General features: G+C 65.0%; 15 protein-coding genes. 7 read left to right on the plus strand and 8 right to left on the minus strand.

Annotated elements, in window-relative coordinates:
* The first annotated feature begins 58 nt into the window (after nt 1-58).
* The gene (locus BRA1417_RS0121655; protein WP_027517616.1) at nt 59-736 is read left to right on the plus strand and encodes a nitroreductase; all 678 of its coding nucleotides are present in this window, start codon (nt 59-61) and stop codon (nt 734-736) included.
* Between the two features lie 391 nt (nt 737-1,127).
* Nucleotides 1,128-1,718: an NADPH-dependent FMN reductase gene (locus BRA1417_RS0121660; protein ID WP_027517617.1), complete on the plus strand. Its 591-nt coding sequence runs from the start codon at nt 1,128-1,130 to the stop codon at nt 1,716-1,718.
* Nucleotides 1,719-1,721: 3 nt separating this feature from the next.
* On the opposite strand, the gene BRA1417_RS0121665 is transcribed toward BRA1417_RS0121660, so the two are convergent.
* From BRA1417_RS0121665 to BRA1417_RS0121675, 3 genes are all read right to left on the minus strand, one after another.
* Nucleotides 1,722-3,803, minus strand: a complete 2,082-nt coding sequence (locus BRA1417_RS0121665) for a methyl-accepting chemotaxis protein (RefSeq protein ID WP_027517618.1) — start codon at nt 3,801-3,803, stop codon at nt 1,722-1,724.
* Between the two features lie 110 nt (nt 3,804-3,913).
* Nucleotides 3,914-4,699 (minus strand): 2-keto-4-pentenoate hydratase, encoded by a 786-nt coding sequence (locus BRA1417_RS0121670; protein ID WP_027517619.1) that lies wholly within the window; start codon nt 4,697-4,699, stop codon nt 3,914-3,916.
* A 14-nt stretch (nt 4,700-4,713) separates the two neighbouring features.
* On the minus strand, nt 4,714-5,301 hold the full coding sequence (locus BRA1417_RS0121675; protein ID WP_245286257.1) for a TetR/AcrR family transcriptional regulator: 588 nt from the start codon (nt 5,299-5,301) through the stop codon (nt 4,714-4,716).
* A 124-nt stretch (nt 5,302-5,425) separates the two neighbouring features.
* Here BRA1417_RS0121675 and BRA1417_RS0121680 point away from each other — a divergent pair, with 124 nt between their 5' ends.
* Together BRA1417_RS0121680 and BRA1417_RS0121685 are read left to right on the plus strand one after the other, a co-directional pair.
* Entirely contained in the window at nt 5,426-5,908 is a 483-nt protein-coding gene (locus tag BRA1417_RS0121680; RefSeq protein ID WP_027517621.1) for a hypothetical protein, read from the plus strand.
* 32 nt (nt 5,909-5,940) lie between these two features.
* Nucleotides 5,941-6,717, plus strand: coding sequence for a crotonase/enoyl-CoA hydratase family protein (locus BRA1417_RS0121685; RefSeq protein WP_027517622.1), 777 nt, complete (start codon nt 5,941-5,943; stop codon nt 6,715-6,717).
* Nucleotides 6,718-6,725: 8 nt separating this feature from the next.
* On the opposite strand, the gene BRA1417_RS0121690 is transcribed toward BRA1417_RS0121685, so the two are convergent.
* Nucleotides 6,726-7,163, minus strand: a complete 438-nt coding sequence (locus BRA1417_RS0121690; RefSeq protein ID WP_027517623.1) for a DUF1810 domain-containing protein — start codon at nt 7,161-7,163, stop codon at nt 6,726-6,728.
* Nucleotides 7,164-7,385: 222 nt separating this feature from the next.
* On the opposite strand from BRA1417_RS0121690, the gene BRA1417_RS0121695 reads away from it, so the two are divergent.
* From BRA1417_RS0121695 to BRA1417_RS0121705, 3 genes are all read left to right on the plus strand, one after another.
* Nucleotides 7,386-8,336, plus strand: a complete 951-nt coding sequence (locus tag BRA1417_RS0121695) for a DUF2778 domain-containing protein (protein ID WP_027517624.1) — start codon at nt 7,386-7,388, stop codon at nt 8,334-8,336.
* 95 nt (nt 8,337-8,431) lie between these two features.
* The gene (locus BRA1417_RS0121700; RefSeq protein ID WP_007609546.1) at nt 8,432-8,689 is read left to right on the plus strand and encodes a hypothetical protein; all 258 of its coding nucleotides are present in this window, start codon (nt 8,432-8,434) and stop codon (nt 8,687-8,689) included.
* Nucleotides 8,690-8,845: 156 nt separating this feature from the next.
* Complete coding sequence (locus BRA1417_RS0121705; protein ID WP_027517625.1) at nt 8,846-9,937, plus strand: TRAP transporter substrate-binding protein; 1,092 nt, start codon at nt 8,846-8,848, stop codon at nt 9,935-9,937.
* A 155-nt stretch (nt 9,938-10,092) separates the two neighbouring features.
* Here BRA1417_RS0121705 and BRA1417_RS0121710 read toward each other — a convergent pair whose 3' ends face one another.
* Genes BRA1417_RS0121710 through BRA1417_RS0121725 form a run of 4 tightly spaced genes read right to left on the minus strand, consistent with a single transcriptional unit; the run spans nt 10,093 to nt 13,770 of the window.
* Nucleotides 10,093-10,875: an ABC transporter ATP-binding protein gene (locus tag BRA1417_RS0121710; RefSeq protein WP_027517626.1), complete on the minus strand. Its 783-nt coding sequence runs from the start codon at nt 10,873-10,875 to the stop codon at nt 10,093-10,095.
* Nucleotides 10,863-11,918 carry a dihydrodipicolinate synthase family protein gene (locus tag BRA1417_RS0121715; protein WP_027517627.1) on the minus strand — a complete coding sequence of 352 codons (1,056 nt, stop codon included), beginning with the start codon at nt 11,916-11,918 and terminating at the stop codon, nt 10,863-10,865. The genes BRA1417_RS0121710 and BRA1417_RS0121715 overlap by 13 nt, the downstream gene beginning before the upstream one ends.
* A gap of 6 nt (nt 11,919-11,924) precedes the next feature.
* Entirely contained in the window at nt 11,925-12,746 is an 822-nt protein-coding gene (locus tag BRA1417_RS0121720; RefSeq protein ID WP_027517628.1) for a GNAT family N-acetyltransferase, read from the minus strand.
* A complete protein-coding gene (locus BRA1417_RS0121725) occupies nt 12,733-13,770 on the minus strand; it encodes an NAD(P)-dependent oxidoreductase (RefSeq protein ID WP_027517629.1) in 1,038 nt (345 codons plus the stop codon). Before BRA1417_RS0121725 ends, BRA1417_RS0121720 begins: the two co-directional genes overlap by 14 nt.
* Nucleotides 13,771-13,784 lie beyond the last annotated feature (14 nt).

Below are 13,784 nucleotides of genomic sequence, written 5' to 3' on the forward strand. Positions count from 1 at the left end.
CGTGTTGCCGTGCCAGGGTTTGCAATGCCATGGAATGAACGGGCAGGGAGGTCTTGAGGTGGAATTCGAAACGCTGGTCCAGTCGCGCCGCAGCGTGCGCGGCTTCAGGAACGAGCCGGTGCCGCGCGCGGTGATCGAGGCGATCATCGACAGTGCCAAGCGTGCGCCGTCGTCGATGAACACCCAGCCCTGGCATGTCCACGTGCTCACAGGCGGACCGTTGGAACAGCTGCGCCGACGCAACATGGAGGAGATGGTTGCCGGCGCCAAGGTGAAGCGTGACATCGTCAGCCATGGCGAGTACCAGGGCGTGCACCGCACCCGGCAAGTCGATGTCGCCAAGAAACTGTTCGGCGCGATGGGAATCGCGCGCGACGACAAGCCGATGCGCCAGGACTGGGTGCTGCGCGGCTTCCGCCAGTTCGACGCGCCGGTCTCGCTGGTCTTGACTTATGACCGCGTGCTCGATCCCGGCGCGGTCTGCCATTTCGATCTGGGTGCGCTCTGCTACGGCATCGTGCTCGCGGCCTGGGACCGCGGTCTCGGTTCGGTGATCAACGGGCAGGGCATCATGCGCTCCGACATCGTGCGCGAGGTCGCGAACATTCCGGAGGACGAGGTGATCATGACCTGCGTCGCGATGGGTTATCCCGATGACAACTTTGCCGCGAACGCCGTTCGCTCCGATCGCGAGGGCAACGACGATTTCGTGCGCTACGTCGGATTCGCCGAGTAGCGCAGGCAGAGGAGATTATTCTCTCGCCGAATTTTTTTTGGTGCGGACCGCTTGGCGGCCTCTTGCAATCTCGATCGTGCGGGAGGAACAATGTGCGGACTGAAAGGTTTGATGCTGGCGCGAGGGAATTGACATGCGGCGGCTCGCTAGCCTGGTTCGACGGTTCTTCGGCCCGCGAGTGCGGCGTCCGGTCGATGATGATCCAAGTCTTCCTTTCACACCCGAAGAGTTCGGCCGGCTAATCCGCAGCGGCCGGCACGAGGACATGAAGCTGCTGGCCGAAGGGCTGGCGTGCCGGACCGTTCCGCGCCGCACCAGACATCGCGCCGCGCACTGAGACGCCGCAAGGCAAGCCGCTCGGCGCCTCCTGACTCGTGCTAGACTGCCGCCCATGAGCAATCGTATCCTCGTCCTCTACGGTTCCTACCGTTCCGACCGCATGGGCATACGCCTGGCCAATTTCGTCATCGATCGCCTGCGCGCCCGCGGCGACGACGTCGTGTTCATCGACGCAAAGGCGATCGGCCTGCCGATGCTCGATCGCATGTACAAGGAATATCCCAAGGGCTCCGCACCCGAGGCGCTGGAGAGGCTGGCCGGAGAGATCCGCGGCGCGGACGGTTTCGTCTTCGTCACCGGCGAATACAATTGGGGCATTCAACCAGGCCTGAAAAATCTCACCGACCACTTTCTCGAGGAGTGGTTCTGGCGTCCGGCCGCGATCGTGAGCTATTCGGCCGGCCGCCTGTCCGGCGCGCGTGCCTCGACCGCCTGGCATGGCACGTTGTCGGAGATGGGCATGGTGGTGGTGTCGAGCACCATCGGCGTCGGCCCGATCGCACAGACGCTGTCGGAAGCTGGCGAACCGATCGGCGAAGGCGGCAAGGCGCTCGAGCGTTCGTTCCCGCGCTTCGCTGACGATCTCGCATGGTGGATCGAGGCCGCAAAGGCGCAGCGGGCGCGCAAGGCACCGCCGTATTAGCCCTTACGCCGACCGGACCTCGCCGAGAAAGCGGTCGAACTGTCCGGCGAGATCGCGTGACTGGGTCGAGAGCTGCTCGGCTGCGCCCAGCACCTCTCTTGCGGCCGTGCCGGTATCGTCGGCGGCGCGCTGCACGCCTGAAATGTTGGTGTTGACCTCCTGGGTGCCGCGCGCGGCCTCCTGGACGCTGCGGGCGATCTCCTTGGTCGCCGAGCCCTGCTCCTCGATCGCGGCCGCAATGGCGGTGCCGATCTGGTCGATCTCGCCGATCACGTCGGCGACGTTGCGGATCGCGGTGACGGTCTCGTCGCTCGCGGCCTGGATCGCCGAAATCTGCTCGGAGATTTCGGTGGTGGCCTTGGCGGTCTGGCCCGCCAGCGATTTCACCTCGGCAGCAACCACCGCGAAGCCACGGCCGGCGTCGCCGGCGCGGGCGGCCTCGATGGTCGCGTTGAGCGCCAGCAAATTGGTCTGCTCGGCGATGCTCTGGATCAGCGTGACGACGTCGCCGATCTTCTGCGCGCCTTCGGCCAGCGCACGGGCGGTGTCACCGGTGCGGCGGGCGTTGTCGACGGCGCGGGCTGCGATCTCGGTGGATTGGGCCACTTGACGGCCGATCTCCGAGATCGAAGAGGTCAGCTCTTCGGTGGCGCTCGCGACCGTCTGCACGTTGCTCGATGTCTGCTGTGAGGCGGCGGCGACGACCGCGGCCTGGCTGTTGGTCTGGGCCGCCGTCGAGGTCATCGACTGCGCCGTGCTTTCCATGGTGGATGACGCGCGGGACAGTCCGCCGACGAGCTCGGTGACCTTGGCTTCGAACGCGCGGGTGATCCCGTCGAGCGCCTGTGCGCGGCGCATCTTGCCGTCGTTCTCGGCCTGCTTCTCCGCCGCAAGGCTGTCAGCCCGGATCATGTTGTCCTTGAAGACCCGGACGGCCGCGGCCATCGCGCCGATTTCGTCGGAACGCTCGGCACCGGGAATCTCTTCCGCAACTTCGCCGTCGGCAAGCCGCGACATCCGGGTCGTCAGGCTGACGATCGGGGCGCAGACGCGGCGGCGGACCGTGACGATGAGGCCGGCACTGGCGATCAGCACGGCGAGAAGGCCCGCGAGTGCGATGGTGAAGCTGGTGTGGGCGGCGGTCGAGGCGCCGGCGAGAATCTGCTCGGCGTTGTCGTAAAAGGCGTCGCGGACCTCGATGATGGTGCTGAGGCCGCGCTGCGTGGCGGTGTAATAGGTGTCCATGTCATGTTCGTACTTGCCGCTGACCGCACCCTCCTTCACCAGCTTGAGTTCGCGGCCGAACTCTTCGATGTAGATCGCGTTGAATTTTTCCAGCGCGGCGGCGACGTTCGCCGGGGTTGCAGGATTGCCACGCAACTCCAGCAGCGACATCACGATCTGATCGTTGCGGCCCTGCGAGCGGCTGATCTCGGCCTTCTCGGTGTCGGTCGCCGGTTTCTTGCCGCCGACGAGATTCTTGTGCAGGCTGGAGTTGAAGCCGCCCACGTCGCGCAAGGTCATCGCGATGTTGGCGTAGCTGGCCTGCCGGTAGGCATCGCCGTTGAGGATCGCCATGCGGCGGACCTGCTCGTTGAGCAGCGCGGTCACGCTGGCGTTGAGCACGGCGTTGTCGGCGACGATCTTCTTGGCGGCGTCCTTGCGTGCCTCCGGCGGGCCCGACATCGCCTTGTCGATGGCCTCGCGCAGCGCGGTGAACTTGGAGTTGATGGCGTCGATGTTGCCGCCGGTGGTGTTGCCGTCGTCGAACGGGCCCGGCAGGTCCTTGCGCAACGCGTTCATCGTGTCGCGGGCGGCATCGGTCTGCTTGCGCAGCTTGCCCTGCTCGGCAAGCAGCGCCGGGTCGACGGCGGGAGGGCCATAGAGAATGTTGGTGGAAAAGCCGCGCTCGGGATTGAGGTAGCGCGGGATGTCGCTGACGGCGCGAACGATCGCCAGCCGCCCCTGGGCTTCGGTGATCCGCTCCATCGTCTGGTATTTCGTTACGGCGACGTAGACGGCGAGGCCGCCGCCCACGGTCGAGAGCGAGACGATGGCGGTGGTCAGGAGCGTACCGATTTTCATGATTCTATCCGGCAACTGGCGCGGGAAATTATTGCACGGACAATAGGCAGGCGATGTTAATCCCGGGTTTACGCTCGTGGCCGCCATGCCACGCGTATGCGTCCGTTCGTCTAGGCGTAGGTCGCGCTCACAGTTCCCAAGGGACCAAAATCGGCCACGTAGGTTTCGCCGGCCTTCGGCCGTAACATGCCGGTCAGCGTGCCGGTGGAGATGGTCTGGCCGGCCTTGAGGCCGATGCCGGTCCGTGACAGCTCGTTGGCGAGCCAGGCGAGCGGCACCAGCGGATGATCGATCGCCTCTGCAGCGCTGCCGCGGCGTCTCTCGGCGCCGTTGCAGTTCAGGATGACCTCCTGATTGGCAATGTCGCGGTTGCGCCAGTCCGCGATGGGCTCTCCAAGCACGATCGTTCCCGATCCGGAGCCGTCCGCCATGATCGCGGGCATTGGCGGAAACGCCGTGTCGTGGACGAAACGGCATTCGGCGAGTTCGATGCCGGGATGCAGCGAAACGACGGCATCACCCACCTCGTCCACCGTGTAGGGCTTCGGGCGCGGCGACAGGTCGGCGCCGAGGCGTGCCTGGTACTCGACCTCCGGAATCGGACTGCATTGCTTGACGTGTTCCACGCGCGCGGGCGAGCTCTTGATCAGAGGCGCGAACACCCGCCCATAGATCGGCGTGGAGATGCCAAGCTGGCGCTGGAGCCCGGGCTTCATGCCGGCGATCTTCCAGCCGACGACGTTCCAGCCCAATTCTTCTTCCACCATCTGCGCGACGCGGTACGCGGTGTCGGCATCCGGTGGTACCAGCCGCTCCTCGAGGCCACTTTGCTGCCGGCCCTCGCGGCGCAGATCGGCGAGATGGCGGGCGAGCTCGCGTTGTCGGGAGAAATCCATCGGTGCGTCTCCATTTATCCGGTCGTGCGGGCGAGGGCAGAGGACAGGACCGTCTCCAGCTCCTCTTGCACCTGATCGAGCGCGTCGGCGCTGCGATTTGCGCGGCACATCGCGACCGTGCCTTCGATCGAGGCGACGACGAGTGTTGCAAGCCGCTCCGCGCGTTCCGCGGCCAGTCCTTCGCGCAGCAGGGCTGAGCGCATGATGTGTCGCCAATCAGCGAACACGCCGTCGGCGAGATCGAGCAGTTGCTGCTGCGCTGTCTCGTGGTCTTTGTCGGAGGCTTCTCCGACGTGGCGGTCGACGGCAACGGCGAGCACCGGACAGCCGGCCTCGAAGCCGGTCGCTTCCAGCCGGCGACGCCACGATCCGACGAATGCTCGCAAGCCGCCGATCACGCCGCGTTCGTTCATGGCCTTCTCCAGGGGAATCGAAACCTGCTTGCCGGCAAGGACCACGGCCTCGGCGATCAACTGCCGCTTGCCGTCGGGGAAGTGGTGACCGATCGAGCCGCGCGGCGTCGCGGTATGGCGGACGACATCGCGCATGCTGGTAGCGTTGACACCGTGCCGGCTCATCAGGTCGGCGGCGCCGGCAATCATCTTGTCACGTGTGGTGGTCGTCATCGGAGGTTCCGCAGTTGGGCGTCCCATCTAGACTATGACGCTTGACATAGGCAAGTGGCGCTGGAATATGACAGCTGTCATATTTATGGAAAGGGACGCTTTGACCATCATCACCGTGACCGCACCTGCCGGCCGGCTTGGGTCGGTACAGCGCCGCCGCCTGGCCGAAAGCCTGACAGACGCTGTGCTCGAGCCCGAGATCGGTCAGCATGCCCCCGCCGCGCGAATGGGCTTCCAGGTGCATTTCCATGACCTGCCAGCCGACTGCATGGCAATCGGCGGCAGGCTCCTGTCCGACCAGGAGACGCCGCGCGACGTCATGACCGTCAATATCGCGGTGATGAACGCGGCCTGGCCTGCCGAGCTGCGAGCCGAGGTGATCCGGAATGTGCTGGCGCGGCTTGCGGACGCCTGCGGCATGCAGGCGCCTGCGCCGACCTGGTGGGTCAATTTCGAGATCATCGAGGAGGGAAGCTGGGGATCGCGCGGCGGCGTGCTCTCGATCCTCCAGCTCCTGGATTCCGGCGTGTTCACGCCGGAGCGGATCGAGGCTATCCGCGCGGCCATTCAGCCGCCGGTCTGATGTAGCAACCAACGAATCCGGAGAGAAACGATATGAGCGAAGGTCAGATCCGCACTGAGGTGCACGGCCATGTGTTCAAGATTATCATCGACAACGCCGCGAAGAAGAACGCGTTCACGCCGGCGATGATGGAGCAATTGTCCGATGCGCTGACCGAGCTGCACGACAACGAGGCCTATCGCGTCGGCGTGATTTGCGCCGAGGGCAGGGATTTTACCGCCGGTTTGGACATGCCGAAATTCTTCGGCCCGACTGCGGAGAAGCGCAATATGAAGGAAGGCAATGTCGATCCGTTCGGCCTTGCCAAGCGCTGCCGCAAGCCTGTTATCACCGCCGTGCAGGGCATCGTGTTCACGATCGGCATCGAGCTGATGCTCGCCGGCGACATCGTGGTCGCGGCCGCGGATGCGCGCTTCTGCCAGATGGAGTCCAAGCGCGGCATTGCGCCGCTCGGGGGCGCGCATTTCCGCTTTCTGTCGCGCGCCGGCTGGGGTGACGCAATGTATCATTTGTTCCTGTGCGACGAGTTTTCAGCCGAACGCGCCCACACGATCGGTCTCGTCCAGGAGGTTGTGCCGGCGGGAGAGCAGGTCGAGCGGGCGATGGCGCTCGCCGCCATCATCGCGCGCAATGCGCCGCTCGGCATCCAGGTCACCAAGGAAGCCGCGGCCAAATATGTCGAAGCCGGCGAGGCGGCGGCGATCGCCTATCTCCCGACAATCCGCGATCGCGTGCTTGCCAGTGCCGACGCGAAGGAGGGCATTCAGTCCTTCATCGAGCGTCGCGCGGCCGTCTTTCAGGGGCGCTGATCGACGCGCTATGTCGGCCGATCCAGCTTCGACAGGATCTCCAGCGTGGCGCCGTCGCGCTCGCCCGAAAAATACCGGGCGAGCGCCTCGTCGAAAACGGGTTGGTCGGACACCGCGTCGAACAGCGTCATCGACGAGCGGAATTTGGCGTCATCGGGCGCGCCGAGGATGGCGTTGATGCTCCGGCCCTCGATGGCAAGCACGAGGCGGGTGCATTCGATCAGGCGCGGACCGAGGATGGGGTGGGCGAGATAGGCCTTGGCCTCGGCGCGGGAGGCGATGGCGTAGCGCTGCGACATGGCGCTGAAGCCAAGGCCGGCGACCTGGGGAAAGACGAACCACATCCAGTGGCTCTGCTTTCGGCCCCGGGTCAGCTCCCCCTGGATGTCGCGGTAGACCGGGTCCTGGGCCCGCACAAAGCGTTTGAGGTCGAAAGGATCGGTCATTGGATACCTTAGGATACCCTGGAATGGCTCGTCGGAGCCTTGCCAGACCCTTGCCGGCCGCGATTATGCCTAACTTTTGGCTCCCAATGTGGTAGCTGGTATAGAATCTCCGGGTGGGGGTGGGTCCCCCCGGGGATCGATTTTGGGGAGCTGATGGTTTCCGACCGGGCACAAGCCGAGAGGCTATTGTCGCGCCGCCGTATTGGGCGAGCCGAGACGATATTGCTGTCTCTGGCCGCCGTCGCGCTGGCACTGGGCGCCGCCGCCTGGGTCGCGGATATCGGCGGTTCGGCCTCGCTGGTCACCGCCGCGCTGCCGCCGGGCAATGCGCCTTCATTCGATGATCGTTTCGCTTCTGCTTCCAGCAGTCCGCCCGCCCGCGAGCTCGGCTTGCGGACGCTGGAGCGCTCCGCGGTGAGTGCAGTCCAGCTCAAATTGCGCGACGCCAAGGCGATGCTTGCCCAGAAGCTCCAGGGCGACGACTGGCGCTCCACTCTGACCGACGACGACCGGCATATGTCCGAGGAGACGAGACAATCGCAGCGTGCTGACGCCATCCCGATGCCGCGCTCGCGCCCGCCCCAGGCCGACATCTCCGCCCAGATCGCCTCGAGCCAGGCTTACGCGGAGACCAACCCCAGGGTCGACAACCGCAACTTCTTCGAAAAATTCACCGACAAGATCAGGCTGGCCTCGCTGACGCCTGACAGCGGCCTGTTCGGCAAGGCGCCGGATCTCGCCGCGCTCGGTTACGATTCGCGCACCGCGGTCTACGACATCTCGGCCAAGGCGCTTTACCTGCCGAGCGGCCTCGCGCTGGAAGCGCATTCCGGCATGGGCGCGCTGATGGACGATCCGGAGCACGTCGACCAGCGGATGGTTGGCGCGACCCCGCCCGCGACCTACGACCTCAAGCCGCGCGAAAAACTGTTCCACGGCGTCCGCGCACTGCGCTTGACACCTACCGAAGGCACCAGCGCGCTCGGCCGCGTCGGTCTGCTCACCCACAATTACATGCTCGGGCCTCGTGGCGACTCCAACGGTTGCGTGTCGATCAAGGACTATGATCGGTTCATGAAGGCTTACGACAACGGTGAGTTCAACCGTCTGGTCGTGGTGCCCAGGCTGACCCCATCGGCGACCGCCTCGCAGCGCGCGAGCACTGAGTCCTGATATCTGCGCCTGATATTTGCCTGCCGCGGCGGGGCTGCCGTTTTCCGTTCGTTAAGCCGTCATCGTTCAGAAGCAGCCCATGAGTGATCCGCAAAGTGAGTGATCCGCAAAGTTCCGAGACCCCGCTGCGCACGACGTTCAAGATCAAGCTGAACGGCGACACGCTGGCGATCGCGACCGTCGGCCAGGCCTATCAATTCCTCACCAACTTCAAATCGGTCGAGTGGATGGAATTCCGCTCGCTGCATGAAGACGCGGTCGCAGCGCTCGAGGGCGCCGCCGAGAACGCCATGCTCGTCGTGCAGGCGACCAACGCCGTGCGTGCGCTGTTCGTCAGCGCCAAGCTGCTCTGAGAGCGACACGGGAAATATTTGGGGAGATCCCCGGATTGCGCTGCGCTCCATCGGGGCTTCCGCTCCCAGCTTGAACTCCGCTATAGGAACGGCAATAGCTCGCGAAGATCGCGCTCAAGCCGATACGTTGAAACATAGTTCAGGGAGAGACCCATCATGAAACGCCGTACATTCCTCAAGGGCGGCGCGGTCGCCGGCGCGACGACGCTGGTTGCCGCACCCGCGATCGCGCAAGGCGCGCCCGAGATCAAATGGCGCCTGACCTCGAGCTTCCCGAAATCGCTCGACACCATCTACGGCACTGCGCAAACTTTTGCGAAATATGTTGCCGAGGCCACCGACAACAAATTCCAGATCCAGACCTTTGCGGCCGGCGAGCTCGTCCCCGGTCTGCAGGCGCTCGATGCGGTCAGCACAGCCTCCGTCGACATGGCGCAGACCCCGCTCTATTTCTACATCGGCAAGGAGCCGGCGCTGGCCTATGCGACCGGCGCGCCGTTCGGCATGAACCATCGCCATCAGGAATCCTGGTGGCATTTCGGCGGCGGCGCCGACTTGACCAACGAGGCGCTGAAGCCGTTTAAGGCGCATGCGATCCTCTGCGGCAATTCCGGCACCCAGATGGGTGGCTGGTTCCGCAAGGAGATCAAGACCGTCGACGATCTCAAGGGCCTGAAATTCCGCATCGCCGGCATGGGCGGCCATGTGCTGGCGCGCCTCGGCGTAGTGCCGCAGCAGATCGCGGGCGGCGACATCTATCCGGCGCTGGAAAAGGGCACGATCGACGCGGTCGAATTCGTCGGTCCCTATGACGACGAAAAGCTCGGCTTCCAGAAGGTCGCCAAATACTACTACTTCCCGGGCTGGTGGGAAGGCGGCGCCATGCTGCACATGATCGTCAACGACGAGAAGTGGGCGTCACTGCCGAAGCAGTACCAGGCGATCGTCAACCAGGCCGCCTCGGCCGCGGGCGCCTGGATGCTCGAGAAATACGACAGCGTGAATCCGGCGGCGCTGAAGCGGCTGATCGCCAATGGCGCGGAGCTGAAGGCGTTTCCGCAGCCGGTGCTGGAGGCCTGCTACGCCGCGACCCAGGAGCATCTGAACGAGCTCGCCACCAAGAGCGACCTGTTCAAGCGCACCAAGGAAAGCCACGACGCCTATACGAAAGAGCTGCTGTTCTACACGCAGATCGCGGAGAATTTTTACGACAATTATCTGCTCGGCAAGATGCGCAACAAGACCTGATCGCGCAAACTCCCGCAGGGTGGGCAAAGGCGCACTTGCGCCGTGCCCACCACTGCTTGCTCGACTCACCATGGTGGGCACGCTTCCGCCTTCGCTCTTCGAGCTACGGCGGACAAGTCGCTTTGCCCACCCTACAGCATCTATCGTGCGGTGAGTTAAGCTGCGCCCAAACCGAGCTTCTCGTAAATGCGCCGCGCATAGGCGCCGAACGCGTCCGTGGTCTTCAGCGGCAGCGCCCGCGGGAAGGGCAGGTCGATCGGGAAATAATCGGCCATCTTCGCCGGGCCTGCCGTCAGCACGGCGCAGTGCGAGGACAGGAACACGGCCTCCTGGATCGAGTGCGTGATGAAGATGATGGTCTTGCCGCTCTCGCGCCAGATGCGCAGCATCTCCAAATTCATCTGCTCGCGCGTCAAGGCGTCGAGCGCACCGAACGGCTCGTCCATCAGGATCAGTTTCGGATCGTGGATGAAGGCGCGCGCGATCGCGGTGCGCTGCTGCATGCCGCCGGACAGCTCTCGCGGATATTTCTGCTCGTAGCCGGCAAGCCCCACCAGATTGAGCAGATCGCGCGCCCGCTCGCGCGCGGCCTTCATCGGAAGGCCGACGATCTCGGCCGGCAGCAGCACGTTGTCCAGAATGGTCCGCCATTTCAGGAGCAGCGCCTGCTGGAACACCATGCCGATGTCGCGGGTCGGATCGAACGGGCTTTTGGCATTGCCGATCTTCACCGTGCCGCCGTCGGCGTCGTGCAGGCCGGCCAAGATCTTCATCACCGTTGTCTTGCCGCAGCCGGATGGGCCGACCAGCGAGACCAGCTCACCCTCCTGAACGTCCATGGTGACGTCGGACACCGCGAGGAATTCGGCGCCGCCGCTGCGATAGACCTTGCGGACGCCTTGCAGGCTGATGAAGGGGCTTGAGCTCATGCCAGCCATTTATCCAAGGTTGCGGCCACGAAGGCGTCGTCGCTGAGATCTGAATGCTCGCGAGTGACGCGGTCGATCTCGTCCTTCTGGCCGGGGCTCAGGCCCTCGTTCGCATCGAGGCACCACAAGCCCTGCATCAGGCCTTGCCGTCGCAGTATCTCGTGGCAGCCTGCGATGCAGCCGTGAAAATTATTGGCGACGTCGAAGAATGCGCTGTTGCAATCGGTGACGCGGGCATCGAGCGCGAGCAGATCGGCCGGGACGCTGTCCTTGTGCCGTGCCGCCTTGCAGCGCTCGAACTGCTTGATCGCGCTCGCGGTCCACACCGACCAGTGGCCGAGCAGACCGCCCTTGAAGTAGGTCCGCGTGGTGACGCCGTTGTCGCGCAGATCGAACGGCAGCATCAAATCGAGCAGGATGTGATCGTCATTACCGGTATAGAGCGCGACGCGGTCGAGCGCGCCGGCTGCCGCGACGCCGCGCAGAACATCAAGGGTCCTGTAGCGGTTGAACGGCGCGATCTTGATCGCGATGACATTGTCGATCGAGGCAAAGCGCTGCCAGAACCGGCTCGACAGGACCAGGCCGCCGACCGCCGGCTGAAGATAGAAGCCGACCAGCGGAATCTCGGTTGCGACCGCCGTGCAATGCGCGATGATCTCGTCTTCGGACGCGCCCTTCATCGCAGCGAGGCTGAGAAGCCCTGCGTGGTAGCCGATGTCGCGCGCGGTGCGGGCTTCAGTGGTGGCCTGCCTGGTCGGACCGGCGAGGCCCGCGACCAGCGCCAGCGGACGCTTGGTCCAGTTCGCCGCCGTCTCGGCGGCGAGCTCGAGCACGGGACGATAGAGGCCGACATCGCGGATTGCGAACTGCGTGGTGTGCACGCCGACCGCAAGGCCACCGGAGCCGGCGTCGATGTAATAGCGCGTCAGCGCGCGCTGATGCTTCTTGTCGAGCTGGCGTTCGGCGGTGAGCGCGAGGGGATGCGCCGGCAGCACGGTGCCGTCGGCGATCAGCTTGCGGATCTCGCTGTTGATCTGGCTGTGGTGCATGATGTCCTATCCGAATTCAGGGCCGGCGACGGCGAATGGCATGTCTTCACCCGCGGCAGTGGCGGGGCCGAACCGCATGCGCTGGAACGGCCGTTCGATGCTCCAGCCCGATGCGGTCAATCCTTCAGGGAACGCGGCTTGCGACGCGACGGCGTCGAGCAGCAGCGGCCCGCTCTCCGATCGCGCGATGACATCGACCAGGGTCAGCGCGGCTGCGGCGTCGTCGGCAAACAGCGGGCCGATATGGCGCGCGGTGCGTCCGTCGCGAACCAGCGCGATGGCGCCGTTCGCGGCGACAATGCGTGAGCCGGGACGCTGAGCGAAGTTGGAGAGCAGGGCGGTTCGATCGAGGCCCGTAGCGCGCCGGTCACGCGCGCGGAGCGCGTCGAGCGTCGCGGATGAAGGTGGCTGCGCGGACGCGAACGCGGATTTCACCAGCTTGAGACGGCGCAGTTGCAGCGTCGGCGTGAACCCGAGCGGTCCATAGACGGCAGCACCGTCGGGTGTTGCGTCGAGCCAGCTCGTCAGGCCGTTCCTGCGAGCGGTTTCCAGGCAGGCATCGACGAGGCGCGTTGCAAGGCCGCGGCGGCGATGGGTGCCTGATACCAGCACCATGCTGATCCAGGCGTTTTTGCTGGAGTAGGGCAGCAGGGCCGCGGTTGCCACCAGCCGTCGGCCGTCGCGGATGCCGAATACGATTCCATCGTGCAGGAAAACGCGCCAGTCCTCTTCGGTCTGATTCCAGTGTGCTTCCGTCGACAGCACGAGCCCGGCGATCGCATCGTCGACGCCGAGCTTGATGATGGCCGGATCGTCAGTAGCGTCCATCGCGCACCTCGTATTTGGTGGGCTTGCCGAGGCTCGGCATCGCGCGGGACACCCAATCAGCGGTCCAGGCGATCAGCTGCTCGGTGTCGACGACCGGCAGGCCGAACAGCTCGACCGCCTTGGACGTGTCGGTCAGCCACGCCGCCGGCTCTTCGTTTCCCGTCAACACCGGCGTACGGCCGAACCTGGCGCCGAATCTTGCTGCGAGGTCGCGTACCGACAAAATCTCGTGGCCGCTGACATTGATCGGCGAGGTCGGCGTCGTGCAATGCGCGAGACAGCGCAGCGCCTGGGACGAGGCATCGCCCTGCCAGATGAAATTGACATGGCCGATGCTGACGTCGATCGGCGTGCCCGTGAGCACTTTCGATGCGATGTCGTGGAGCACGCCATAGCGCATGTCGATCGCGTAATTGAGGCGGAAGAGCCGCCCGGGCGTTCCGAACTTGCGTGAAAAATACTCGAACATGCGCTCGCGGCCGACGCAGGATTGGGCGTACTCGCCGGGCGGGTTCGGCGCCATGTCCTCACCCGAGCCTTTGCCGTCGACGGGGACGAAGGGGTAGATGCAGCCGGTCGAGAACGCCACGATCCGCGACGACGGGAAGGCCTGCGCGACCAGTGCCGGCACGTGCGCATTCATCGCCCAGGTCAGCGAGAGGTCGCCCTCCGCGCCGAATTTGCGGCCAGCCATGAAGACGATGTTGGGCGCCTTCGGCAGCGCCTCAATCGCGGTCTCGTCCATCAGGTCGCAATTGATGGTCTCGACGCCACGCGCGTGCAGCCAGTCCTTGACGCCGGCGTCGCTGAAGCGGGCCACGCCGATGACGCGGCGATCGGGCGCTGCGGCTTTGGCGAGCCCCGCCAGCGTCGGCCCCATCTTGCCGGCGACGCCAAGGATCATGATGTCGCCGTCAACCCTGGCGAGGTCGTCGAGCAATGCCTGGGTCGGCCGGCACAGCAGATCGTCGAGAGCAGCGATATCAGGGATGGTCTTCGGCAGTGTCTGGCGAGTGAGGAGCATGGTTGTGGTCCTTG

It is taken from the genome of Bradyrhizobium sp. WSM1417, from assembly GCF_000515415.1.
GTDB lineage: Bacteria > Pseudomonadota > Alphaproteobacteria > Rhizobiales > Xanthobacteraceae > Bradyrhizobium.

What these genes read in the sequence shown, in the direction of transcription:
- BRA1417_RS0121675 (WP_245286257.1), bottom strand. Translation starts at nt 5,301, where the DNA reads ATGATTGCCGGCGCCGCCGACCTGATGAGCCGGCACGGTGTCAACGCT.
- BRA1417_RS0121685 (WP_027517622.1), top strand. Translation starts at nt 5,941, where the DNA reads ATGAGCGAAGGTCAGATCCGCACTGAGGTGCACGGCCATGTGTTCAAG.
- BRA1417_RS0121715 (WP_027517627.1), bottom strand. Translation starts at nt 11,918, where the DNA reads ATGCACCACAGCCAGATCAACAGCGAGATCCGCAAGCTGATCGCCGAC.
- BRA1417_RS0121725 (WP_027517629.1), bottom strand. Translation starts at nt 13,770, where the DNA reads ATGCTCCTCACTCGCCAGACACTGCCGAAGACCATCCCTGATATCGCT.
- BRA1417_RS0121720 (WP_027517628.1), bottom strand. Translation starts at nt 12,746, where the DNA reads ATGGACGCTACTGACGATCCGGCCATCATCAAGCTCGGCGTCGACGAT.
- BRA1417_RS0121670 (WP_027517619.1), bottom strand. Translation starts at nt 4,699, where the DNA reads ATGGATTTCTCCCGACAACGCGAGCTCGCCCGCCATCTCGCCGATCTG.
- BRA1417_RS0121660 (WP_027517617.1), top strand. Translation starts at nt 1,128, where the DNA reads ATGAGCAATCGTATCCTCGTCCTCTACGGTTCCTACCGTTCCGACCGC.
- BRA1417_RS0121710 (WP_027517626.1), bottom strand. Translation starts at nt 10,875, where the DNA reads ATGGCTGGCATGAGCTCAAGCCCCTTCATCAGCCTGCAAGGCGTCCGC.
- BRA1417_RS0121705 (WP_027517625.1), top strand. Translation starts at nt 8,846, where the DNA reads ATGAAACGCCGTACATTCCTCAAGGGCGGCGCGGTCGCCGGCGCGACG.
- BRA1417_RS0121690 (WP_027517623.1), bottom strand. Translation starts at nt 7,163, where the DNA reads ATGACCGATCCTTTCGACCTCAAACGCTTTGTGCGGGCCCAGGACCCG.
- BRA1417_RS0121665 (WP_027517618.1), bottom strand. Translation starts at nt 3,803, where the DNA reads ATGAAAATCGGTACGCTCCTGACCACCGCCATCGTCTCGCTCTCGACC.